This is a genomic window from Arthrobacter sp. Soil762, assembly GCF_001428335.1.
Lineage (GTDB): Bacteria > Actinomycetota > Actinomycetes > Actinomycetales > Micrococcaceae > Arthrobacter.
The window spans coordinates 69317-91537 of sequence record NZ_LMSG01000018.1 but is presented as its reverse complement, the minus strand read 5'-3'; the positions used below and the strand labels follow the sequence as shown (position 1 = coordinate 91537).

The 22221-nt window shown below is 66.4% G+C and carries 22 protein-coding genes and 1 tRNA gene; 12 read left to right on the top strand and 11 right to left on the bottom strand.

What is annotated here, in order from left to right; translation table 11 throughout:
• Positions 1-21 precede the first annotated feature (21 nt).
• The 3 genes from ASG77_RS13075 to ASG77_RS13065 all read left to right on the top strand — a co-directional run bounded on the left by ASG77_RS13075 (position 22) and on the right by ASG77_RS13065 (position 3883).
• Positions 22-1830 (top strand): ABC transporter ATP-binding protein, encoded by a 1809-nt coding sequence (locus tag ASG77_RS13075; RefSeq protein ID WP_056346166.1) that lies wholly within the window; start codon positions 22-24, stop codon positions 1828-1830.
• Positions 1827-3725 (top strand): ABC transporter ATP-binding protein, encoded by a 1899-nt coding sequence (locus ASG77_RS13070; RefSeq protein ID WP_056346163.1) that lies wholly within the window; start codon positions 1827-1829, stop codon positions 3723-3725. Before ASG77_RS13075 ends, ASG77_RS13070 begins: the two co-directional genes overlap by 4 nt.
• 81 nt (positions 3726-3806) lie before the next feature.
• Positions 3807-3883, top strand: a tRNA-Pro gene (locus ASG77_RS13065).
• A gap of 182 nt (positions 3884-4065) precedes the next feature.
• Here the strand turns inward: ASG77_RS13065 and ASG77_RS22255 are convergent.
• Positions 4066-4239 carry a hypothetical protein gene (locus ASG77_RS22255; RefSeq protein WP_200950766.1) on the bottom strand — a complete coding sequence of 58 codons (174 nt, stop codon included), beginning with the start codon at positions 4237-4239 and terminating at the stop codon, positions 4066-4068.
• A 132-nt stretch (positions 4240-4371) separates the two neighbouring features.
• On the opposite strand from ASG77_RS22255, the gene ASG77_RS13060 reads away from it, so the two are divergent.
• The gene (locus ASG77_RS13060) at positions 4372-5646 is read left to right on the top strand and encodes a helix-turn-helix domain-containing protein (RefSeq protein WP_056346161.1); all 1275 of its coding nucleotides are present in this window, start codon (positions 4372-4374) and stop codon (positions 5644-5646) included.
• A gap of 37 nt (positions 5647-5683) precedes the next feature.
• Here ASG77_RS13060 and ASG77_RS13055 read toward each other — a convergent pair whose 3' ends face one another.
• Together ASG77_RS13055 and purD are read right to left on the bottom strand one after the other, a co-directional pair.
• Positions 5684-6637, bottom strand: a complete 954-nt coding sequence (locus ASG77_RS13055; protein WP_056346158.1) for a phosphoribosylaminoimidazolesuccinocarboxamide synthase — start codon at positions 6635-6637, stop codon at positions 5684-5686.
• A gap of 1 nt (position 6638) precedes the next feature.
• Positions 6639-7967: a phosphoribosylamine--glycine ligase gene (gene purD, locus ASG77_RS13050; protein WP_056346510.1), complete on the bottom strand. Its 1329-nt coding sequence runs from the start codon at positions 7965-7967 to the stop codon at positions 6639-6641.
• Between the two features lie 105 nt (positions 7968-8072).
• Between purD and ASG77_RS13045 the strand changes: the two genes are divergently transcribed.
• The 3 genes from ASG77_RS13045 to ASG77_RS13035 are packed head-to-tail and all read left to right on the top strand — an operon-like array spanning position 8073 to position 11082.
• A complete protein-coding gene (locus ASG77_RS13045; protein WP_056346156.1) occupies positions 8073-9650 on the top strand; it encodes a molybdopterin-dependent oxidoreductase in 1578 nt (525 codons plus the stop codon).
• A gap of 36 nt (positions 9651-9686) precedes the next feature.
• Positions 9687-10703 carry an asparaginase gene (locus ASG77_RS13040; protein ID WP_056346154.1) on the top strand — a complete coding sequence of 339 codons (1017 nt, stop codon included), beginning with the start codon at positions 9687-9689 and terminating at the stop codon, positions 10701-10703.
• A 1-nt stretch (position 10704) separates the two neighbouring features.
• Positions 10705-11082, top strand: coding sequence for a sterol carrier family protein (locus tag ASG77_RS13035; RefSeq protein ID WP_056346152.1), 378 nt, complete (start codon positions 10705-10707; stop codon positions 11080-11082).
• 88 nt (positions 11083-11170) lie between these two features.
• Here the strand turns inward: ASG77_RS13035 and ASG77_RS13030 are convergent, their stop codons facing one another.
• From ASG77_RS13030 to ASG77_RS13020, 3 genes are all read right to left on the bottom strand, one after another.
• Positions 11171-11896: an HAD family hydrolase gene (locus ASG77_RS13030; protein ID WP_235564534.1), complete on the bottom strand. Its 726-nt coding sequence runs from the start codon at positions 11894-11896 to the stop codon at positions 11171-11173.
• The gene (locus ASG77_RS13025) at positions 11893-12186 is read right to left on the bottom strand and encodes a YegP family protein (RefSeq protein ID WP_056346150.1); all 294 of its coding nucleotides are present in this window, start codon (positions 12184-12186) and stop codon (positions 11893-11895) included. The genes ASG77_RS13030 and ASG77_RS13025 overlap by 4 nt, the downstream gene beginning before the upstream one ends.
• A 114-nt stretch (positions 12187-12300) precedes the next feature.
• Positions 12301-14112 (bottom strand): glycoside hydrolase family 15 protein, encoded by a 1812-nt coding sequence (locus ASG77_RS13020; RefSeq protein ID WP_056346148.1) that lies wholly within the window; start codon positions 14110-14112, stop codon positions 12301-12303.
• A 150-nt stretch (positions 14113-14262) separates the two neighbouring features.
• Between ASG77_RS13020 and ASG77_RS13015 the strand changes: the two genes are divergently transcribed.
• From ASG77_RS13015 to ASG77_RS13005, 3 genes are all read left to right on the top strand, one after another.
• Complete coding sequence (locus ASG77_RS13015; protein WP_056346147.1) at positions 14263-14994, top strand: DUF72 domain-containing protein; 732 nt, start codon at positions 14263-14265, stop codon at positions 14992-14994.
• Positions 14995-15060: 66 nt separating this feature from the next.
• Positions 15061-16143: an App1 family protein gene (locus tag ASG77_RS13010; protein WP_056346145.1), complete on the top strand. Its 1083-nt coding sequence runs from the start codon at positions 15061-15063 to the stop codon at positions 16141-16143.
• Positions 16144-16182: 39 nt separating this feature from the next.
• A complete protein-coding gene (locus ASG77_RS13005) occupies positions 16183-17034 on the top strand; it encodes a formate/nitrite transporter family protein (RefSeq protein ID WP_056346143.1) in 852 nt (283 codons plus the stop codon).
• On the opposite strand, the gene ASG77_RS13000 is transcribed toward ASG77_RS13005, so the two are convergent.
• Positions 17031-18578, bottom strand: coding sequence for a GH1 family beta-glucosidase (locus tag ASG77_RS13000; RefSeq protein WP_056346136.1), 1548 nt, complete (start codon positions 18576-18578; stop codon positions 17031-17033). The two genes, ASG77_RS13005 and ASG77_RS13000, sit on opposite strands and share 4 nt — an antisense overlap.
• A 96-nt stretch (positions 18579-18674) precedes the next feature.
• Here ASG77_RS13000 and ASG77_RS12995 point away from each other — a divergent pair, with 96 nt between their 5' ends.
• Positions 18675-20156: an AAA family ATPase gene (locus ASG77_RS12995; RefSeq protein WP_056346129.1), complete on the top strand. Its 1482-nt coding sequence runs from the start codon at positions 18675-18677 to the stop codon at positions 20154-20156.
• On the opposite strand, the gene ASG77_RS12990 is transcribed toward ASG77_RS12995, so the two are convergent.
• The 3 genes from ASG77_RS12990 to ASG77_RS12980 form a co-directional block, all read right to left on the bottom strand.
• Positions 20148-20525: a hypothetical protein gene (locus tag ASG77_RS12990; RefSeq protein WP_056346119.1), complete on the bottom strand. Its 378-nt coding sequence runs from the start codon at positions 20523-20525 to the stop codon at positions 20148-20150. The genes ASG77_RS12995 and ASG77_RS12990 overlap by 9 nt on opposite strands.
• A gap of 43 nt (positions 20526-20568) precedes the next feature.
• Positions 20569-20934 (bottom strand): J domain-containing protein, encoded by a 366-nt coding sequence (locus ASG77_RS12985; RefSeq protein WP_056346116.1) that lies wholly within the window; start codon positions 20932-20934, stop codon positions 20569-20571.
• A 76-nt stretch (positions 20935-21010) separates the two neighbouring features.
• The gene (locus ASG77_RS12980; protein WP_056346505.1) at positions 21011-21433 is read right to left on the bottom strand and encodes an Hsp20/alpha crystallin family protein; all 423 of its coding nucleotides are present in this window, start codon (positions 21431-21433) and stop codon (positions 21011-21013) included.
• A 140-nt stretch (positions 21434-21573) separates the two neighbouring features.
• Between ASG77_RS12980 and ASG77_RS12975 the strand changes: the two genes are divergently transcribed.
• Entirely contained in the window at positions 21574-21894 is a 321-nt protein-coding gene (locus ASG77_RS12975; protein ID WP_056346114.1) for a MerR family transcriptional regulator, read from the top strand.
• Here ASG77_RS12975 and ASG77_RS12970 read toward each other — a convergent pair.
• On the bottom strand, positions 21891-22217 hold the full coding sequence (locus ASG77_RS12970; protein ID WP_056346112.1) for an MmcQ/YjbR family DNA-binding protein: 327 nt from the start codon (positions 22215-22217) through the stop codon (positions 21891-21893). The two genes, ASG77_RS12975 and ASG77_RS12970, sit on opposite strands and share 4 nt — an antisense overlap.
• Positions 22218-22221 lie beyond the last annotated feature (4 nt).

Genomic DNA, 22221 nt, shown 5'->3' with positions numbered 1-22221 from the left:
TTTAGAGCTTGAGAAGCGGGCATGGCCAAGCAGACCTCATTTTTCAGATCCATCAGCCGTCTTTACCCTCACGTGAGGCCGATCATCCCCCGGCTGGTGATGGGGCTACTCTGCGCACTTCTGGCCAGCGTCGTGGCGCTGACCATCCCGCAGGTGCTGCGGGTCCTCGTAAATGAGTCCCTCAAACCCGGTGGCGCGTCGGACGCCGTCTGGACTGCCGCCGTCGTCATCCTGGTCCTGGGCATCGCCGAGGCGGGACTCGTGGCCCTCCGCCGGCAGTTTGTGATCAACCCAGCCACCACCGTGGAAACCCGGATGCGGGTCTCGCTCTACGGGCACCTGCAGGACCTGACCGTGTCCTTCCACGACCGCTGGGGCTCCGGCCAGCTGCTGTCGCGTGCCATGACGGACCTGAACTTCCTGCGCCGCTGGATGGCTTTCGGTGCCATCATGCTGGTGGTCACCACGCTCACGGTGGTCATCGGCATTGTGGTCATGTTCTCCATGAGCTGGCAGCTGGCCCTGATCTTCCTGGCCGCTGCGGTGCCCATCATGGCCTACGGGTTCCGGTTCCGGACGCGCTTCAGCAAGGTGGCGCGGCGTAGCCAGGACCAGGCCGGCGACCTCGCCACCACGGTGGAGGAATCCGTCCACGGCATCCGCGTCCTGAAGGCCTTCGGCCGCAGCCGCGAGGCCCTGGAGAACTTCAACGAGCAGGCCGAGGAACTCCGCCAGACCGAGATCGTGAAGGCGAAGCACCAGGCGACGTTCACCATGGTGGTCACCCTGCTGCCGGAACTCGCGCTCGGCGCCGGGCTGGTGGTGGGTGTGATGCTCTGCGCCAGCGGCCAGCTGAGCATCGGCGCCCTGGTGGCTTTCTTCGCCACCGCCGCCGTCATCGCTACGCCGGTGGAGTTCTCCGGCATGCTGCTGGCCATGGCACTCACCGCCAAGTCCGCCGTCGACCGCCACTTCGAGGTCATGGATTCGGTCAACACCATCACCAGTCCCCCGGCGCCGCGCACCCCCTCGCAGCTGAAGGGCGCGCTCAGCTTCAAGAACGCCACATTCGCGTTCGAGGACGCGCCGCACAAGCCCATCCTCAAAGAGATCAATCTGGACGTCCGGCCGGGCGAGACCATGGCTCTGGTGGGCATCACGGGAAGCGGCAAGAGCGCGCTGATCCAGCTGGTCCCGCGCCTGTTCGACGTCACCGGCGGCTCCATCACCATCGACGGGGTTGACCTGCGCGAGTTCGACGTCGACGGGCTCCGGCGCGTGGTGGGCGTCGCGTTCGAGGACACCACGCTGTTCTCCAATTCCGTCCGCGAGAATGTGCTCCTCGGGGCGCCGGACCGGACCGAGGCAGCCCTGGACGAAGCCCTGGATGTGGCGCAGGCGCACTTCGCGTACTCGCTGCCGGAGGGCGTGGACACACTCATCGGCGAGGAGGGCCTGAGCCTGTCCGGCGGGCAGCGGCAGCGGATCGCCCTGGCCCGGGCCATCGCGGCGCGGCCCCGGGTCCTGGTCCTGGACGATCCGCTGTCGGCACTGGACGTGCACACCGAGGAGCTAGTGGAAACCCGGCTCCGCGCGGTCCTGAAGGACACCACCACGCTGATCGTCGCTCACCGTCCGTCCACCGTGGCGCTGGCCGACCGGGTGGCGCTGCTCGAGAATGGCCGTATTGCCGCTGTCGGAACCCACACGGACCTGCTGGCGCACAACCCCCATTACCGCTATGTCATTGCCAGCCTGGACCAGGAACCACGGGACCTGGATTCGGAACTGTCGGAGCTTGAGGACGAGTCAGAGGACAGCATCCGATGAGTAACGCAACCTTCGGCACCGCCAACGAGGACAATACCCACCTCAGCAAGGCGGACAGCAGAACCGTACGACGGCGGTCGCTCGCCCTTTTGGCCACGCTGATCCGTCCGGTGCGGCTCAGGTTCTGGCTGACCATCGCCACCGTGGTCCTGTCCCAGGCCGCGCGCGTGGCCGGGCCTGCACTGATCGCGTTCGGCATCGACCACGCGCTCCCGTCGTTGCAGGCGGGCGACAACCTCCCTCTGGTGCTCACCGGCGTCGCCTACCTGCTCGCAGCGATCGCGACGGCGGGACTCACCGCCCTCTACGTCACCTCCACCGCGCGGCTCAGCCAGGCGATGCTGCTGGACCTGCGCGTCCGGGTCTTCCGGCACACGCAGCGCCTGAGCCTGGAATTCCACGAAAAGTACACGTCGGGACGGATCATCGCCCGGCAGACCTCGGACCTGGAAGCGCTGCGGGAACTCCTCGACTCCGGCGTCAGCTCCCTGGCCTCGGGCCTGCTGTTTATGGTCTTCACGGCTGCCACGGTGTTTGCCTTGGACTGGCGCAGCGGGCTGATCGTGCTGGCCGCCGGCGTCCCCATGTATTTCCTGTCGCGCTGGTACCAGAAGCGCTCCCAGATCGTATTCCGCGAATCCCGGGTGGTGTCCGCCCGGCTGATTGTGCACTTTGTGGAGACCATGACCGGGATCCGCGCAGTGAAGGCCTTCCGCAAGGAAACTGAAAACGCCGGGACGTACGGCCGGCTGGCCGAGGACTACCGGCTGGTCACGGTCCGCTCCATCAACCTCAACGGCATCTTCCAGCCCGGACTGGTGCTGATCGGCAACGTCTGCGTGGCCGTGGTGCTCCTGTTCGGCGGGTTCCGTGTGCTGGGCGGGGACCTTGCCGTGGGCGTGCTGCTGGCACTGATCCTGTCCACCAAACGCTTCTTCCAGCCGGTGGACCAGATGGCCATGTTCTACAACTCCTTCCAGAGCGCCCAGGCTGCCCTGGAGAAGGTGTCCGGCCTGCTGGAGGAGGTTCCCACGGTCCGTCCGCCCAAGAACCCGGTGGCGCTCCGCGATGCCAGGGGCGCCGTCGATTTCAAGGGTGTGGAGTTCCGCTACGGCGACGGCCCCGTGGTCATCCCCACCATGGACCTGCACATCCCTGCCGGCCAGACCGTTGCCCTGGTGGGGCAGACCGGCGCCGGGAAATCCACGCTTGCCAAGCTGATCGCCCGCTTCTACGACGTCTCCTCCGGCTCCCTGACCCTGGACGGAGTGGACCTGCGCAGCCTCACCACCACGGACCTGCGCCGGAACATCGTGATGGTCACGCAGGAGGCGTTCCTGTTCAGCGGCTCCGTGGCGGACAACATTGCCCTGGGCCGGCCGGAGGCAACCCGTTCGGAGATCGAGGATGCCGCCCGCGCCGTGGGCGCCCATGAGTTCATTACCGAACTCCCCGAAGGCTATGACACGGATGTCAACAAGCGCGGCGGCCGGGTGTCCTCCGGGCAACGGCAGCTGATCAGCTTCGCCCGGGCGTTCCTGGCCCGGCCGGCGGTGCTGATCCTGGACGAGGCCACGTCGTCGCTGGACATCCCCTCTGAGCGGCTCGTCCAGAGCGGCCTGGCGCGCCTTCTGCGGGCAACGTCCGACGCCGGCACTTCCGCAGGTGCGCCGGGCTCAGCAGGTGCGGGGTCTGCGGCGGAGGGGTCAGCTGCTGCGGGCGGCGGCCGGACGGCGCTGATCATCGCGCACCGCCTCTCCACCGTTGAAACTGCCGACCGCGTCCTGGTGGTCCACGACGGCCGCGTGGTGGAGGACGGCACCCCCGCGGAACTCATCGGCGGCGGCGGACGCTTCGCAGACCTCCATGGCGCCTGGAAGGACTCCCTGGTCTGAGGATCTGGCCTGGCCCGCGCCGCCGATTTCGCATCCGGGCCCGGTGTCGGCTATCCTTGTAAAGTTGCTTTTGCAGCGGATCGGGATGTGGCGCAGCTTGGTAGCGCGCGTCGTTCGGGACGACGAGGTCGCAGGTTCAAATCCTGTCATCCCGACCAATTCAAAGAGGGTCTCCCCCAGGGGAGGCCCTCTTTTGTGTCTCCCAGCGGTAAAGTACCCGGGCAGAACCGTCACGTGGCCGGGCAAAGAAATAGCCCCGGGGCATGATTACCATGCCCCGGGGCCGCGCCTCCTGAGAGGATTTCTTACATCGGGTCGGCCAGTTGCCAACGTTGGTGGTTTAGGTGCCGCTCTTGTCCTTGACGGGCTTGGACATGGGATCGGGCCAGTTGCCAACAGCCACGGACACGCCGGTGGTGTCGGCGATGGAACCTGCCGACAGGACAGCCGGGGCCGCCGCAGAAAATGCCAGGGCAGCAGCGAGTACGCCAGCGGCCGCAATCTTCTTCAACATATAAGTTCCTTAATACGAGTCGGATTCGTTACAAAGTCAGCACTGTCCTTGTTGACATACATTGTAAAATGTTTTCCACAGGGACTGTCAAGCATTGAGTACAAAGACTGTCCAGAATTAGGAGGAAATCCCGTGGGCAACGGATTCGGGGAGAAGCTCCGTGCGGAGCGTCTCGAACGTGGGCTGACACAGGCTGAACTGGGCAAGGACCTGTATTCCCCCAGTTATATCTCCCTCCTCGAAACCGGCCGCCGTGAGCCGACGGCCGAGGTGATCGGGGAGCTCGCCCGCAGGCTGGAGCTGGCGCCCAAGGCGCTGGAAGCCTGGAGCCAGCCCATCACGGTCAGCGACGCCGAGTACGTCCTGGCCGGCCTCTACGCGCGGCAGGCCTGGGACCTCAGGGACTATCCGCTGGCCGCCACCCACGCTGCCAACGCGGCCCAGATAGCGTTGGAAGGCAAGAACACCAGCGCGTGGTGGAACATGACCTACATGCAGGCCGAATGCCTGATCAAGCAGGGCAACTGGCAGGAATGCCAAAAAATCATGCAGCACCTCCTGGAGCACCCCATGGCCACGGAGTCTGCCGGCCTCGCCGTCCGTGCCCGCCAGATGCTCGCGGCGATCTGCCAGGGGCAGGGACAGCTAAGCACTGCCGTGGAACACGCATTGGCGGCCGTCCAACTCTCCGGCCAGCTGCCCAACGGCTCCACGCTGATCATCGGCGCCTACCGCGCGCTGATTGGGGCACTGGCGGAGAGCGGCCGCCTGGATGAGGCCTGGAAATACTGCCAGGCTATGAATGGCCAAATGGACGAGCACTCTATGTCCCAGCTCGCCGGTGAGGTTGCCTGGGTGATCGGCAACGTGGCCTTTATGCGGCACGATTACCCCGAGGGCATCAAGTACCACGAGCGCGCCGCCCGCATGCTGTCCCCTGCCAACGACATTGATCTGTGGGCCCGCTTCAACAAGGCCTCGGCCGCCGTGCGGCTGTCCTCCGGAATCGTAGAACCGGAAACGCTTTCCAGCATCGAGCGCGCCGAACTGGCGCTGTCCATTGTGGGCGGCAACAAGAGCGACGAGCTCGAAGTTGCGTTTATCCGCGCGCGCTGGTTGTATCTCACGGGCGACATCGTGGCTGCCATCAACAAGCTCCGGGAAATCCACGCCGAATCCGGCGCGCTAGCCAAGCACACGGCCGGGGAAGTCTCACTCTTGCTGGGCAAGTCCCTGAAGGCCGCCGGCGAGGCGGACGAAGCCCTGGTCTACCTCGAGGAAGCGCAGAAGGCCTTCAGTGCCGCAGGAGCCTCGGACCGCGTCCAGCAGGCACTGGATGCGGTCCTCGAAATCAGGCTCGCCCAGCAGAGGGCCGCAGCGGCAGCGAAAGACGTCAAAGCAAGCTAGGACGGGCCCGGCCCGAAGCCGGGCCGTCAAAAACGGCCTAGGCGAACGTCCTGCCGGTGATCTTCTCGTAGGCCTCGACGTAGCGGCTGCGCGTGCGGGCCACGACGTCTGCCGGCAGGGCGGGCGGTGCCACATCGGAGTTCTTGTCCCAGCCTGATTCGGCCGACGTCAGCCAGTCGCGCACATACTGCTTGTCATAGGAAGGCTGCGCCTTCCCCGGCTCATACGTCGCCGCATCCCAGAAACGCGAGGAATCCGGCGTCAGGACCTCATCGCCCAGGGTGATGGTCCCGGACACGGCGTCGTAGCCGAACTCCACTTTGGTGTCGGCCAGGATGATGCCGCGTTCGCGGGCGATCTTCTCGGCGCCGGTGTAGATCTTCAGGGTCAGCTCGCTGAGGCGTGCGGCGATGTCGTCCCCCACCATGGCCACAACATCGTTGTAGGAGATGTTCTCGTCATGCTCGCCCACCTCGGCCTTCGCGGACGGTGTGAAGATTGCCTGCTGCAGCCGGGATCCGTCCACCAGGCCCGGCGGCAGCGGAATCTCGCAGACCGTTCCTTTGGCCTTGTACTCCATCAGTCCGGTGCCGGTGAGGTAGCCGCGGGCGATGCATTCCACAGGGAACATGTCCAGCTTCCTGCAGATCATCGCGCGGCCTTCCACGGCCGCCGGAACGCCGTCTTCTACCGTGGACGCCAGCACGTGGTGGACCACGTCAAGCTGGTCGAACCACCACAGGCTCAACTGCGTGAGGATGCGGCCCTTGTCCGGGATTTCGCTGGCCAGCACGTGGTCGTAGGCGCTGATGCGGTCGCTTGCCACCACCAGGACGCAGTCCTGGCCCACCTGCTGGCGGATGGCTTCGTCCGCCGGTTCGTAGAGGTCGCGGACCTTGCCGGAGTACACGTGCGTCCAGCCCGGCAGGTCCAGGGTTTCAGTGCGGAAACCGCGGGGCTGCTGTGGTTCCTGTGCGGAGTTCTCAGTCATGTTATGCCTTCGCCTTCGTGACGGGGAGCGCTGCGGTGGCTGATCCTGTGGCCAGGGCCGTTACCTTGATCTCGCCGCGGGCGGCCTTGCGGCCGATGTCCGTCCGGAACTGGGAGCCTTCCAGCTGAACCAGCTCCACGCCGTCGTACGCCCGTTCCCGGGCCTCCACCAGGTCGCTGCCGAGGGCAACGACGGCGAGCACCCTGCCGCCGGCCGAGATCACCTTGCCGTCGTCGTCGAACGCGGTGCCTGCGTGGATCACGTGCACGCCGTCGAGCTCGTCCACCTTCTTGAGTCCGCGGATGCGGTCACCGGTGCGCGGGGAGTCCGGGTAGTTTTCGGACGCGACGACGACGGCGACGGCGGTCTCCTTGGACCAGCGCAGCTCGTCTGCCTTGTCCAGTTCGCCCTTGGCGGCTGCCAGCAGCAGCGCACCGAGGGGGGTTTTGAGCCGGGCCAGCACCGCCTGCGTCTCGGGGTCGCCGAAGCGGACGTTGAATTCGATGACGCGGGTCCCGCGCGTGGTCAGCGCCAGGCCAACAAACAGCACACCCACGAACGGGGTGCCGCGGTTCGCCATCTCGTTGACCGTGGGCTGGGCCACCCGGTCGATGACCTCCTGGACCAGCCCGGCGGGGGCCCATTCCAGCGGCGTGTAGGCACCCATGCCGCCGGTGTTGGGGCCTTCGTCGTTGTCGAAGATGCGTTTGAAGTCCTGTGCCGGGGACAGCGCCACGGTGTTGCGGCCGTCGCAGAGGACAAAGACCGACACCTCGGGGCCATCGAGGAATTCCTCGATCACCACGGTGCCGGCGGCGTCGAAGCACGTCTGCGCATGGGCCAGGGCTTCGTCGCGGTTGTTGGTGACCACCACGCCCTTGCCGGCTGCGAGGCCGTCATCCTTCACCACGTATGGCGCGCCGAAGGTGTCCAGGGCCGCGGCGGCTTCCTCGGCGTTTGTGGCCACCATCGCCATGGCCGTGGGGACTCCCGCTTCGGCCATAACTTCCTTGGCGAACGCCTTGGAGGCTTCCAGCTGGGCTGCGGCCTTGCTGGGGCCAAAGACCGGGATGCCGGCCTCGCGGACGGCGTCGGAAACCCCGGCAGCCAGCGGCGCCTCGGGGCCCACCACCACGAGGTCCACGCCGAGCTTGGTGGCCAGCGCCGCGACGGCGTCGGGATCATTCCCGTCAATGTTGTGGGTGGGGACCAACTTGCTGATGCCGGCGTTGCCGGGAGCCGCATGGACCTCGGAAACGTTGGGGTCGGCGAGCAGGGAGCGGACAATGGCGTGTTCGCGGCCTCCAGGGCCAATGACGAGTACCTTCACAGTCTCCAAGGGTACTTTGTGCACCCCGCCCTTTCCTAAGGAGGGTGTTTCTAAGCTGTGTCCTCGCCCGGCCATCCCCCGTGCCTTCCGCAACGAATCCAAGGCATGAAGAAGCTTCTGAAGTGGCTCAAGGACCCCGCCGCAATGGCCGCGGTGGCAGGCGTGGCGGCTGCCGCCGTCGTACTTTCCGTTGCGGAGCTGATCGGAGCGTTCTTTACCGCCCGGGCAACCCCGGTTATCGCGCTGGGGTCCACGTTCATCGACTTCACGCCGCCGTGGATGAAGGACTTTGCCATCGCCACGTTCGGCACGAATGACAAAGCCGCGCTGTTTGTGGGGATGGGCCTGACCATTTTCCTGCTGGCCTGCGTGCTTGGTGTGGTGGCCTACCGCAAGTGGGCGCTGGGCGTTGCCGGTGTGCTGCTGATGGGCGCGGTGATCGTCGCCAGCGTGGTGACTCGGGCCAGCGTGAAGCCGCTGGATGCCATCCCCACCGTGCTGGGCACAATTGCCGGGCTGGTAGTGCTGCGGCTGCTGATCGCACCGCTGTGGCAGCTGAAGTCCTGGCCCGAGGCGCCTGCCGACACGGGCGCCGAGGAACCTGACCGCCCCGCCACCAGCCGCCGCCGCTTCTTCGCCGCCGCCGGGATCACCGTGGTCGGCGCCGGGATCGCGGCCACGGGCGGACGCCTGCTCAGCGCCGCGCGCAGCAACATCTCCAAGGCCCGCGAGGCCCTGCAGCTGCCCACCCCGGCCAAGGCCGCCGCGGCTGTTCCCGCCGGCGTCCAGTCCCCCGCTGCCGGCGTGACACCCTGGATCACGCCCAACGGTGACTTCTACAGGATCGACACCGCCCTCAGCGTCCCCGAAATCAACGCTGATGACTGGGAGCTCCGCGTCCATGGGCTCGTGGAGGAAGAGGTCCGCCTCACCTTCCAGGACCTGCTCGACGCCGACCTCATCGAATCGCACGTGACCCTCACCTGTGTCTCCAATCCCGTGGGCGGCAACCTCGCCGGGAACGCCCGCTGGCTCGGCCTGCCCATCCGCGAGGTCCTCAAGCGGGCACGTCCCAAGGACGGCGCGGACATGGTGCTGTCGACGTCGATCGATGGCTTCAGCGCCTCCACGCCGTTGGAGGTCCTGCAGGATGACCGCGACGCCATGCTGGCGATCGGCATGAACGGCGAGCCCCTGCCGCTGGAGCACGGCTATCCGGTGCGCATGGTGGTGCCCGGGCTGTACGGTTTTGTCTCCGCCACCAAGTGGGTGGTGGACCTGGAGGTCACACGGTTCGCGGACAGCAAGGCCTACTGGACCCAGCGCGGCTGGTCCGAGCGCGGCCCCATCAAGACCATGGCCCGGGTGGAAGTCCCGAAGTCCTTCGCCAAGGTGCCCGCCGGCCGCGTGGCGATCGGCGGCACCGCATGGGCGCAGACCCGCGGCATCACCAAAGTGGAAGTCCAGATCGACAACAACCCCTGGGCCGAGGCCGTCCTGTCCGCCGAGGCGTCCCTCATCACGTGGCGCCAGTGGTCCTTCGACTGGGAAGCCACACCGGGACCGCACTACATCAAGGTCCGCGCCACCGACGGAACGGGCGAGGTCCAGACCGATCAGCGGGCCGATCCGGTACCCGACGGCGCCTCCGGCTGGCAGTCGGTCATGGTCACCGTGGAGTAGCCCGGCATTAGAGGATTCCGCCCCTAGACTGGCAATATGCCGCACAACCCGCATGCCACGTTCACTGTGGACTCCGCCGTCGAACTCGCCGTTATTGAACGAAGCGGTTTTGTGGAGTCCCGGCACATCGGCTCCGCCGTCGTCCTGTCCGCCGACGGGTCCGTCGTCACCGAACTCGGCGACATCCGGACTCCCCTGTACCCACGGTCCGCGCTCAAGCCGCTGCAAGCCTTGGCCGCGATGCAGTCCGGGGTCCCCCTGCGCGGCGCGCAGGTGGCGCTGGCCTGCGGCAGCCACGTCGGTTCCCTGGACCACATGGATGTGGTGGAGGGGATGCTCAAGGCCGCCGGCGTCCGGGAGGACCAGCTCCAGTGCCCCTCCGCCTGGCCCCAGGACGAGACGGCCCGCAACTGGCTGGTCCGTTCCGAAAAGGGCAAGTCAAAGCTTGCCTTCAATTGCTCCGGAAAGCACGCCGCCTTCCTCTGGGCCTGCACGGAAAACGGCTGGGACACCCACAGCTACCTCGAGCCCAACCATCCCCTGCAGCAGCGCATCCGCAGCGTGATCGAGGAATACAGCGGCGAGCACATCGCCCATCTGGGCATTGACGGCTGCGGTGCTCCAGTTGCTGCTATTTCGCTGACCGGGCTGGCCCGCGCCTATTCGATGCTGGCCAAGGCCCCTGGCGACAAGAACTCCAACGCCCGCGCTGCCACCATCACCACCTCCATGCTCGACTACCCGTGGGCCGTCCAGGGCCGCGGCGAGGCCAACACCATCGTGATGGACGAGCTGGGCATCATCGCCAAGATCGGCGCCGAGGGTGTCCTGGCCATGGCCACACCCCAGGGTGTCTCGGTGGCCATCAAGATGCTGGACGGGAATCTGCGGGCCACGTCCCTGGTGGGCCTGACCCTCCTCGCCGCGGTTGGCGCCGTGGATATTCCGGGCGTCTCCAGCGTCCTCGAAAAAGTGGTGGCCCCGGTGATGGGCGGCAGCCACGAGGTGGGCAAGATCCGCCTGGGCCCGGCCGTGTCCGCTCTCCTGGACTGACGTGGCTGTAGCGCGCCGTCGGATCGGCATTGAAGAAGGCACAGCGGCACTGGCCGCGTGGCAGGAAGCCGCCGCATCGCCGTCGGACGTTCCGCTCCCCCGCAACGTCACGGCCACGGCCGTGCGGTACACGCTGGAGGAGGTGACCGCGCGGGCACCGGGGAACTCGGTGGAAGTGCGTGTGCCGCCGTTCGGCGTCACCCAGTGCGTGGAGGGACCGCGGCACACCCGCGGAACACCGCCCAACGTGATCGAGTGCGACGCCGCCACCTGGCTTGGCATGGTGACCGGCCAGTTGAGCTGGGCGGACGCTGTCGCGGCGCACAAGGTGTCCGCCTCCGGCCTGCGCGCTGACCTCTCAGGCCTGCTGCCCCTCTAACCTGCCCCACCCTCCCAAGCGTCCCGGCACCAGCGCGAACGGACAGTTAAGCCCCCTCGTGCAGGGCCGCAACTGTCCCCTCGCGCTATTAGGCGCCGGCGGGATTCGATTCCAGCGTCAGCAGCCTGCCGATGGCGCTTGCCTGCAGGTTGTCCAGGAGGTCCCGGGGGCCGTTGTAGACCTCGGCCGCCCCTGCCTCGCGGAGTTCGCCGGCGCTGGTCCCGCCGCACGTAACGCCGATGGCGGGGATACCCAGCGCCGCAGCGGCCTGCATGTCCCACACCGCATCGCCCACATACACGGCGCCGGCCGCGGCCACACCAACAGCTTCAAGCGCCGCCACGAGGATGTCCGGGGCCGGCTTGCTTGCCTTCGCATCGTCCGCGCTGGTGGCGGCATGGATGAACGAGTCCGCACCGAGGGCCTTGCGGGTGGCCGCCAGGTCCTGCATTCGCGCCGATGAGGCCAGGGCGACGGCGAGTCCCCCGGCGTGGCACTGGGCCAGCAGCTCCTTGGCGCCGTCGAACGGTCGCAGCGACGGCCAGCTTTGCGCGAAGACCGCCGCATGGCTGGTCAGGATCTCGGCGTCGGACTCCCGGTTCCGACCAACAGGAAGAAGGGTGTCCACCAAGCGGGCTCCGCCCATCCCGACGCACCGGTGAATGGCGGCCATGGGGACGTCATACTGGTGCTGGCGGAACGCCTGCCACCACGCGAGCGTGTGGATGTAGGCGGAGTCCACCAAGGTCCCATCAACGTCAAAAAGGACGCCGAACCGCCGCCCGCGGACCAAGGCGTGGCTTTGGGTGATCACCCGGCTACAACGCGAGCGGCCCCGGACAACTTCTTGCCGCGGACAGCCGCATTGTCTTTCGGGGAGGACGCGGGGCCAAGCCGGTCCCGGATGACGGCTCCGGCACCGTTGCGGCTGTGGTCCCTGATCAGACCTGTGCCGGCAATCTCGCGGGCCATCGCAATGCCGGCCACCGCTGCGCGCTTCGTTGGGAAAGTCACCGAGATTGCCATCAGGCTTCCTGAACCATCCAACATCCGTACCCGATAGCCGCCGTCAGGCGCATCCACCAGTTCAAAATGTCCGGCCATTACAACCACCCCTCGTTCAGTCGCGGCGCTGTGCCTTGTAGGAGCGCTCCGCGAGTCTAGTAAGTATACTTACCTTTCTCCCGGAGGTGAAGAGCGGGCCGGCCGTTAAGGTCTTCATTGCCCTACCCGTTCTGTCTCCGGGGGAATAGGTGTGTCACTTCGGCGAACTGTATCCTGATGAAGCTCAAGAGCGCTTGTCACAAGCGCGAAGTGACTGAAGGCCTGGGGCGTATTGCCCAGCTGCCGCCGCGCCCTGACGCCCCATTCCTCACTAAGCAGACCCACATCGTTGCGGAGTTCCAGCAACCGTTCGAAGAGTTCGGTGGACTCCTCGGTGCGCCCCGCGCCCAGCAGGGCCTCCACCAACCAGAAGGAGCAGGCCAGGAACACTCCTTCGTCTCCCGGGAGGCCGTCGTCGCTGTCGGCGGGACGGTAGCGCAGCACAAAACCGTCTTCGGTCAGCTCCCGCTGGATCGCGTCGATGGTCCCCAGCACGCGGGGATCATCCGGCGGCAGGAAGCCCACCCGCGGGATCAGCAGCAGGCTGGCATCCAGTTCGGGCCGGCCATACGCCTGCACAAAGGTGTTGCGGACGGGGTCGAAGCCGTTGGCCATGACGTCCCGGTGGATGGTGTCGCGAAGGGCCTCCCAGCGTTCCACGGGGCCGGGCAGGCCGAAATCGCGGACGCCCTTAACCATCCGGTCTGCGGCCACCCAGGCCATCACCTTGGAATGCGTGAAATGGCGCCGCGGCCCGCGCATCTCCCAGAGTCCGTTGTCCGGCTGGTCCCAGATGGTCTCCAGGTGCTGCATCAGGGCCACCTGAACGTCCCAGGACTCGTCCGTGTGTTTCAGCAGGGAGCTCCTGGTCAGCGCCAGGCAGTCCAGGACCTCGCCCCAGACGTCCAGCTGAAGCTGCTCGGCGGCGCCGTTGCCGGTCCGTACCGGTTTTGAATTCTCGTACCCGGCAAGCCACGGCAGTTCCACTTCCGGAAGCCTTCGTTCGCCGTGGATTCCGTACATGATCTGCAGGTCGGCCGGATCGCCCGCCACAGCGCGGAGCAGCCAGTCACGCCAGGCGGCCGCCTCGGTGGTGTAGCCGGCGGCCAGGAGCGCCTGCAGCGTCATGGTGGCGTCCCGCAGCCAGCAGAAGCGGTAATCCCAGTTGCGGGGACCGCCCAGCTGTTCCGGCAGGGACGTGGTGACCGCAGCGACGATGCCGCCCGTGGGAGCGTAGGTCAGCGCCTTCAGGGTCACCAGCGAACGGACCACGGCATCCTGGTACTTTCCCTGGACGGTGCACTGGGATGCCCAGCCGCGCCAGAAGGCCAGGGTGGTGCCCAGCACTACCTCTGCGTCCACCGTGTGCGGGCGGGGAACGTGGCTGGGTGCCCACGTCAGGACAAAGGGGATGCGCTCCCCCGCCTGGACTGTGAAGTCACTGACGGAGTGCATGTTCTCGCCGTGAAGCGGCGCCTTGGTAACGAAGTAGACGGAGTCCGGGCCGGCGATGGCATGCAGGCCGTGCCTGTCGCGTCGCACCCAGGGAACGATATGCCCATAGTCGAACCTCAGCGCCAGTTCGCCGTGCATCCTGACGCTTCCGCTTACGCCCTCGACGATCCGCACGATGTCCGCCACCGCGTCACGTGGCGGCATGAAGTCAATAACCCTGACGGTACCCTCCGGGGTTTCCCATTCTGTTTCGAGGATCAGGGTCCCCTCCCGGTAGCCGCGCCTGGTGCAGGTGCCGCCACTCTCGGGGGCCAGTAGCCAGCGCCCGGCCTCCGGCGTATCCAGGAGCGCGTTGAAACATGCCGGCGAGTCGAAGCGCGGCAGGCAAAGCCAGTCGATGGAACCCTCGGTGCTGACCAGGGCGCCGGTGTGGAGGTCGCCAACAACTGCATAATCTTCAATGCGCGCCATTCCCATACACTGCCACACGGATGGGCCCTGCCGGAGAAAACAACCGTGGATGATAGTGGCAAAGCACAGCGGTGTAGCCTGAGTTGACGGCCGGTCCACGAACACCGGAGGCATCATGGTTCACCCTTCTCCCCTGCGGGTCAGCTGACCGTGGCTGTCCATATCGGCACTTCCGGCTGGAGCTATGACCACTGGGAGAACGTGCTCTACCCGCCAGGCCTCCCGGCCCGGGACAGGCTCCAGCACTACGTTTCCCGGTTTGGCACTGTTGAGTTGAACGCCAGCTTTTACCGGTGGCCCCCGGACACGTCCTTCGCCAGCTGGCGGCGCCGGCTCCCGGACGGGTTCGCGATGTCCGTCAAAGCTCCGCGCGGCCTGACGCATGGCAAGAAACTCTACGGACCCGAAGTCTGGCTGGAGCGCATTGCCCGCTGCTGGCACGAACTGGGCGACAAACGCGCTGTCCTGCTGGTCCAACTGCCACCGCAGCTGCAGCGCGATGATGCCCGGCTGGATCACTTCCTCGCCGCGGTCCCGTGGTGGATCCGGGTGACCGTGGAGTTCCGGCACCCCAGCTGGGACCATCCGGACGTCTACGCCTTGCTGGAACGGCACCAGGCCGCCTACTGCATCATGAGCGGCGCCCAGCTGCCGTGCATCCTCCGCGCCACAGCGCCCTTCGTCTACATCCGGCTCCACGGGCCTGACCATCAGCACCTGTATGGCGGTTCCTACTCCGATAGCGATCTGCAATGGTGGGCGGACCGGATCCGCGAATGGTCGGCGGCCGGCAAGGACGTTTATGCCTATTTCAACAACGACGGCGGCGGGAACGCCGTGCGGAACGCCGACACCCTCAGCTGGCTCCTTGGTGGAGGCTGACGTCACGCACGACGGCGGGACCGCCAGGGTGCCCGGCGCGCGGTTGCGCTGTGGCAGAGTGGAGGCATGGACAGGGCTCCTCAGAATTCACCGCAGAACACTCCGCACCCCGCACCGCTGTCCGGCACCCAGCTCTTACGCCTGGCGCACCGGATCTCCGCCGTCGTCAACGCGGTCCGCATCCAGCTCGCCAAGGGCTGGAATTTCGCACCCCAGACCATCGCGTACCAGGGCTACGGTTCGACCGGCTGGGTACGCGTGCTCGGCCGCGTCCTGTTAACCAAGAATCCGGCCCCGGGCAGCAGGGCTGAGCAGGCGGCCCGCAACGGCACACAAAACGTCCGTGGCTGGCGGGCCTTCACCAGCGTCCCCCTGCAGTTCATCGAGGTGGAAATTACCATCGGCGGCGTCACCACCCGGGTCCGGGCGGACCGCGGCGGGCTCATCGATACCGTGGTGGACGTGCAGCTCCCGCCGGGCTGGCACACCGCCGTCCTGAGGGCTGACGGGACCGAACCCGTGGAGACGCGGATCCAGGTGATAGGTGCCGACGCGAAGTTCGGCATCGTGTCCGACATCGACGACACCGTGATGGTCACCGCCCTGCCGAGGCCCTTCCTGGCCCTGTGGAACACGTTTGTCCTCAGCGAACGGGCCCGGATGGCGACGCCGGGGATGGCGGTCCTGCTGGAAAGGCTCACCATTGAGCACCCGGACGCGCCCGTCATCTACCTGTCCACGGGTCCGTGGAATGCTGCCCCCACCCTGGCGCGGTTCCTGGGCCGGAACATGTATCCATCCGGCGCCCTCCTGCTCACGGACTGGGGCCTGACCCAGGACCGCTGGTTCCGCAGCGGGCAGGAGCACAAGCACCGCAACCTGGAGCGCCTCGCCAAGGAATTCCCGGACATGCGGTGGCTCCTGATCGGCGACAACGGCCAGCACGACGAACAGATCTACTCAGGCTTCGCCCAGGAAAACGCCGACAAGGTGGCCGCGATCGCCATCCGGCAGCTCTCCGTCAGCGAGTCCGTCTTCGCCGGCGGGCACTCCGAGGACGGCGACCACACCACCTCTGTGGTGCCCTGGATCTATTCGCCGGACGGCGCGGGGATGGCCAAGCAGCTCAAGGTCCTGGACCTGCTGTAGATGCGTGACCACACTCTTTCAGGCGGATAGGCGACACGCATGAGCGACACCGACGGCGATGCACGGCGGCGGGAACTTGGCGACAATCCAGGCCCGGTTGAGGAGGAGGTGGAGGAATCCTTCGACCGCACGGTTGAGGAAGGCGCGCAGCGGCTGAACCGCTCCTTTCGGGACGTGCTCATCACTGGCTTGTTCGGCGGGTTTGAAATAGGCGTTGGCATCATGGCCTACCTCGGCGTTCTCTATGAGACCGGGAACCACCTTCTCGCGGGACTGGCCTTCAGTGCGGGCCTCATCGCCCTCCTGCTGGCCAAGAGCGAACTGTTCACGGAGGGCTTCCTGGTACCCATTGCCGCCGTCGTCGCACGGGAGGCAAGCTACGCGCAGCTCGGGAAGCTCTGGGGCGGCACACTCATTGCCAACCTGGTGGGCGGTTGGCTGTTCATGGCATTGATCATGACAGCGTTCCCGCAGTGGAGCGAGGTCATCACGAAGGAAGCCAACCACTATTTGGACGCCGGGTTTAACTGGAAAACCGTGTGTCTTGCCGTGTTGGCGGGGAGCACCATCACGTTGATGACCCGCATGCAGCACGGGACGGACAGCGTCACCGGCAAGATCGCGGCCGCCGTCGTTGGCGCTTTCCTGCTCTACGGGCTGCAGCTCTTCCACTCGATCCTGGACTCGCTGCTGATCTTCGGTGCCATCCACACGGGTGCTGACATCAGCTACCTTGAATGGCTCGGCTGGTTTTCCTATGTGGTGGCCTTTAACATGCTTGGCGGGATCCTGCTGGTGACAGCGCTACGGCTGGTGAGCGCCAGCAAGCTGCTGAAGGAACGGCGCGATGACTCACCCGAGGACCCGGAGGACGCACACCACTCCGGTTAGGCCGTGGCACCCGAGGTGGTCACGCCGTCGTCGGGCGCTTCCGTTACGTCCGGTTCCTCACTGGCGGCCTGCGCGACGGCGGCACTCGCCGCTGCGGCAAGGTTCCGCTCCTCGATGAGCTCCTGAAGCCAGAAGTAGGACGCCTTCGGCGTTCGCTCCTGGGTCTCGAAATCAACATGGAGCAACCCGAACGGCTGGTTGTAGCCTGCCGACCATTCGAAGTTGTCCAGCAGCGACCACACATAGTAGCCACGCAGGTCAATACCCTCGGCTTCACCGCCAGGAGCCGTGGCCTTCAGCGCGGCCTCGATGTGGTCCGACAGGTACTTCAGGCGCCGCTCGTCCGGGATGAACGTGGTGTTGGTGGACTTGTCCCGGACGATGATGTCCTCAAAACTGGCCCCGCCCTCGGTGATGATCACCGGCGGGAGTTTCGGGAACCGCTCCGCCATCTCCTTCAGCGCCACCCCCATGTACTCGGGTTTGACCGGCCAGCCGTAGGAGGTGATGTCCGCCTCCGGCCAGGCCTCGACGTGGAACGGCGTGGCGCCATTGCCGGCCGCACTCAGGTCACTGCCCAGGGCCTCCGCCATGGTCGCCGGCACCGCCCCATCACCCGGGCCGACAGCTACCTTCGTGGGCATGTAGTAGTTCAGGCCGTAGAAATCCAGCGGCTGGGAGATGATCTCCATGTCCTCGTCCGGATGGTCAAAGGAGCCGAAGAACTTCGCGGCGCGGATGATGTCCGGATATTGGCCCGTGAGGACGGGGTCCGCGTACAACCGGTTCTGTGCGATGTCCATCAGGCCCGCACTCATCCAGTCCAGGGGGTTGACGGAGTTCGGGACCATGGGCGAGTACACGTTGGTCATCCCGATCTCGCCGGGGACCCCGGCCGCCCGCAGAGCCTGCATCGCGAGCCCGTGGCCCAGAAGCTGGTGGTGCACGGTGGGCAGTGCGTTGAGCATGAGCGCTTCGCCGGGTGAGTGCAGGCCCATGGTGTAGCCGTTGGTGCTGACCGTGGCGGGCTCGTTGATGGTGACCCAGCGGGCAACGCGGTCGCCGTAAGCAGCAGCGGCGATCGCGGCGAACTCCCCCAAGCGGTAGGCGGTATCGCGATTCAGCCAGCCGCCGGCGTCGTCCAGCGCCAGCGGGGTGTCCCAGTGATAGAGCGTGACCATGGGCGAAATCCCTTTGGCCAGGAGCTCGTCCAGGAGCCGGTCGTAGAAGGCCAGCCCGGCCGGGTTCACCGGCCCGCTGCCGTTGGGCTGGATCCGGGGCCAGGACAGTGAGAACCGGTACGAGTCGACGCCCAGCTGCTTCATGAGGGCAACGTCGTAGGGCATGCGGTGATAGTGATCGCAGGCAACGGCCGGGCTGTGGCCGTCCACGATGGCACCTTCCTTGGCCGAAAACACGTCCCAGCCCGCCGGGCCCCTGCCGTCCTCGGTGAGCGCGCCTTCGATCTGGAAGGCCGCGGTGGCCACTCCCAGGGTGAAGTCCGCAGGGATGAGGGCGGCAAGGTCCTTGGCGGAAATGTGCATCGAGTCAGCCCTTATGAAAGAGGAAACGTGGAAGGCGTACATCCCAGAATGTCACACGGCCGGGCTGCTGACGAGCGTCGCTGCTAGGGTCTGAGCATGGATGAAAAACTGGGGAAGTTCATCGACGATTTTTCCGAGCTGGTTCAGCTGGCGCGGGCCGGAAACCAGCGACAGCAGGCCGGCAAGCAGCTGCTTGAGGCGCTAACGGAGCACCTGGGCGAGCCGGCTGAAGGCCTCTCCGTGGTGGTGGAAAACATCCCGCCGCACCGGTTTGTGGATGCGGACATCCTGATGGCGGAGTTTGCCGGTCAGGATCCGGGCAGCCGCCTGGTGGGCATCGGCGGCGGCGGGCAGCGGCACCACCAGTCGCTCAGCGACATGGTGCAGCAGTCGCAGCTGTTTCCCCAGTTTCCGCTCTCCCAGCCCGAGTACACGAACCTTGCCGTGGGACCTGACCAGCAGCGCCAGGCGGTGGCCATTGGGCTCTGGCTCTTCAGCCGCGAAGGGCACAGGCTGGCCGTGTTGCAGCGCGACGCGGCCCCGCATACCGGGCGCCAGTCCGCCACCTTGGAAGTGCTGGCCGCCCGGCCGGAAACAGCCACGGGGTTCCTGGCCGAATTCCGGCTCCGGATGGACAACAACAGCGTCCTGAAGGGACAGGTCATCTCCCTCGTCATGTCCGAGTATGGGCCGAGCACGGCGGGGGTGACGTTCCACCACCGCCCCAGCCTTCCGGCGTCGGACGTCATCATGCCCGACGGCCTGCTGCAGAAGGTCGCGGACCACACCGTGGGCATCGCCACGCACCGGGTGTCCCTCAAACAGCGCGGCCAGCACCTCAAACGCGGCATCCTGCTCTACGGCCGGCCCGGGACCGGCAAGACGCACACCGTGCGCCACCTCCTGAGCCAGAGTGAAGGCTCGACGGCGATCCTCCTCTCGGGCGGATCGCTCGCCAGGATCTCCGAGGCGGCCCGCATGGCGCGGGCGCTGCAGCCCTCGATCGTCGTGCTGGAGGATTGCGATCTTATTGCCGAGGACCGGAGTTTCGGGCACGGGCCGCAGCCGCTGCTCTTTGAGGTGCTGGACGCCATGGACGGCCTGGATAACGACGCCGACGTCGCGTTTGTCCTCACGACCAACCGGCCTGACATGCTGGAGCGGGCGCTGGCGCAGCGCCCGGGCCGGGTGGACCTCGCGGTGGAGATTCCGCTGCCGGCCCATGCCGAGCGGGTCAGGCTGCTGGAATTGTACGGCCGCCTGGTGGCGTTCAGCCCGGCGGCACTGGACGCCGCCGCGGAACGGACGGCGGGAACCACGGCCTCCTTCGCCCGTGAACTGGTCCGGCGGGCGGTGGTGGCTGCGGCGCTGGATGACGCGCCGGTGTCCGATTCGCACCTGGCGGCCGCCGTGGAGGACCTGATGGCTGACGCCGAAACCCTCACCCGCAGCTTGCTGGGCAGCGGCACGGACGCGGCCGGTTCGCCCAGCTTCCAAGGACCCGGCTTCCCGGGGCATGGTTTCCCGGGGCACGGCTTCTCCGGGCCTGGTTTCGCTGGATCGACCGACTCATTGTGAGCCGAACAGAAATTCCTTGGCGTGGGCAACAGCCTTCCGGTAGGCATCGTTCCGGAGCGTGACGAGTTGCTCCGTGTCGCCTTCGGCCGGCTCCAGGTAGCCGGTATATCCGGGCCGGAGCACCCAGATATCGCCGGCGGGCGGAAGGTAGAACACTCCGAAGGACCGCTGCTGTTCGTCATCTGCGGTCCACACGGGCACCACGGCCAGGGCCGCGCCGGTGACGGGGTTGATCCATTGGGCCCGGGGCAACGGCTCTTCGTGGGCTTCAGGGTTCAGGAACGGCGCGGTGCCCTGGCCCCAGCGTTGCTCGAAGCGTTCGTGGAACGCGGGGATCAGGTAGGAATCGTAGCGGCGCCACTCGGTCATTTTTGTCCGCCTCCTCGCGGTTGATGGCTGTCGTCTTTTGGGCCTACGTCCACGGACCGCTTTCCCAGCGCATGGGCATAATTCTGATGGTGTTGCCAGCCTGCTCGTCCCGGCGATTGACATTTCTGACGGGGATGACGACCGGACCCGCGCCCTGCGCGTTGATGCCGGTGCCGCTCCGGTCATAGGCTGCGCGTCGCGCCGGGTCACGCAGGACGGAGTAGGCCTGCATGATCTGCAGCAGCTCGGCACGCGACAGGTCGCGGCCAACTGTTGCGCCGCCTGTTGCACCGCCGTCGAGATCCGGATGATGGGTGCGCATGAGCGCCCGATAGGCACGGGAGATCTCCTGCTGGCTGGCGGAGGGCCTCACCCGCAGCACGTCATAGTAGTCCGGCTGGGTGGTCATGGCGGCTTCTCGGAAGAATTCTCGTCGGCACTGCGCCGGGGCGCGCGCAGCAGGCTGCCCGCGCCCCGGGGAACGGCTAGCTTCCGATCTCGTGCAGTTGGCTCTTTGTTTCGATCTCGATCTTGCGCGGCTTGGCCTGCTCCGACACCGGGATCCGTAGTGTCAGGACGCCCTGGTCGTAGCTGGCCTTGATGTGGTCCGCGTCCAGGGTGTCGCCGAGGATCAGTTGGCGGCTGAACACACCCCGTGGGCGTTCGGAGGCCACCAGCTCAACGTTGGGCTGGGTCGGATCAAGGCGCTCCGCCCGGACCGTCAGGACATTGCGCTCGACGTTCAGGTCCACGGAGTCCACCTTGACGCCCGGGAGGTCGAACGCGACCACGAATTCGCCGTCTTCCTGCCAGGCATCCATGGGCATTGCCGCCGGCCGGGCCGCGGTTCCAAAGACCTGCTGGGTGAGCCTGTCCAGCTCACGGAACGGGTCCGTACGCATTAACATCATTTCCCACTCCTTCAGCGTGAAGTTGTTGATTTTGATCACATACCCACCACCCGCATATCTATGGTGGTTGATACAGATTTTTTATAGCACTTGTGGGAAACTGAAGCAAGGCACTTGGGAGGAAATTTGGAGCTGACATGACAGGGTCCACTTCAGGGCGTGAACCGCTGCCCACGGCAGGACGGGCACTGTATGCCATCTCCGTGGCGGCCCAGCTAACAGGCACAGGCCAGCAGAATATCCGGCTCTACGAGACACGGGGCCTGCTCACGCCCGCCCGAACCTCAGGTGGTACCCGCCAGTACAGTGATGCCGATATCGCCGTACTCCTGCACATCGGGGAACTGCTGGAGCAAGGACTCAACCTGGCCGGCATCGCAAAAGTCCTGGAACTTGAGGCCGCCAACGCCAGGCTGCACCGTGCCCTCAAGCGTGCGCGGTCATTCCCCGGGCTCTAGTGTCCTGCGGCTGGTCCGGACCCCAGACCGCCCGCCAGCCGGTAGGACTCCTCGAGCAGCTCTCCGAGTTCCTCAGTTCCGATGCGGGCCAGCCGGACCAGCACCAGCTGCGGCGAACGCTCATGGTGCGGGGTCCAGAAATACGTGTCGGGCTCCGTGCCCGCCAAGGCCTCCCGCTCGGTGGTCTTCACCGTCAGCACGCCGTCCTCCCACATGCGCGCCATCAGGGTCTTCGCGAACCACGCCGGCTGGTCCCAGCTGCTGCGTTCGGTGACACCGGGCAGGGCGAGGCACATGCTGCGGACATCCGACTCGGTTGCCATCGTT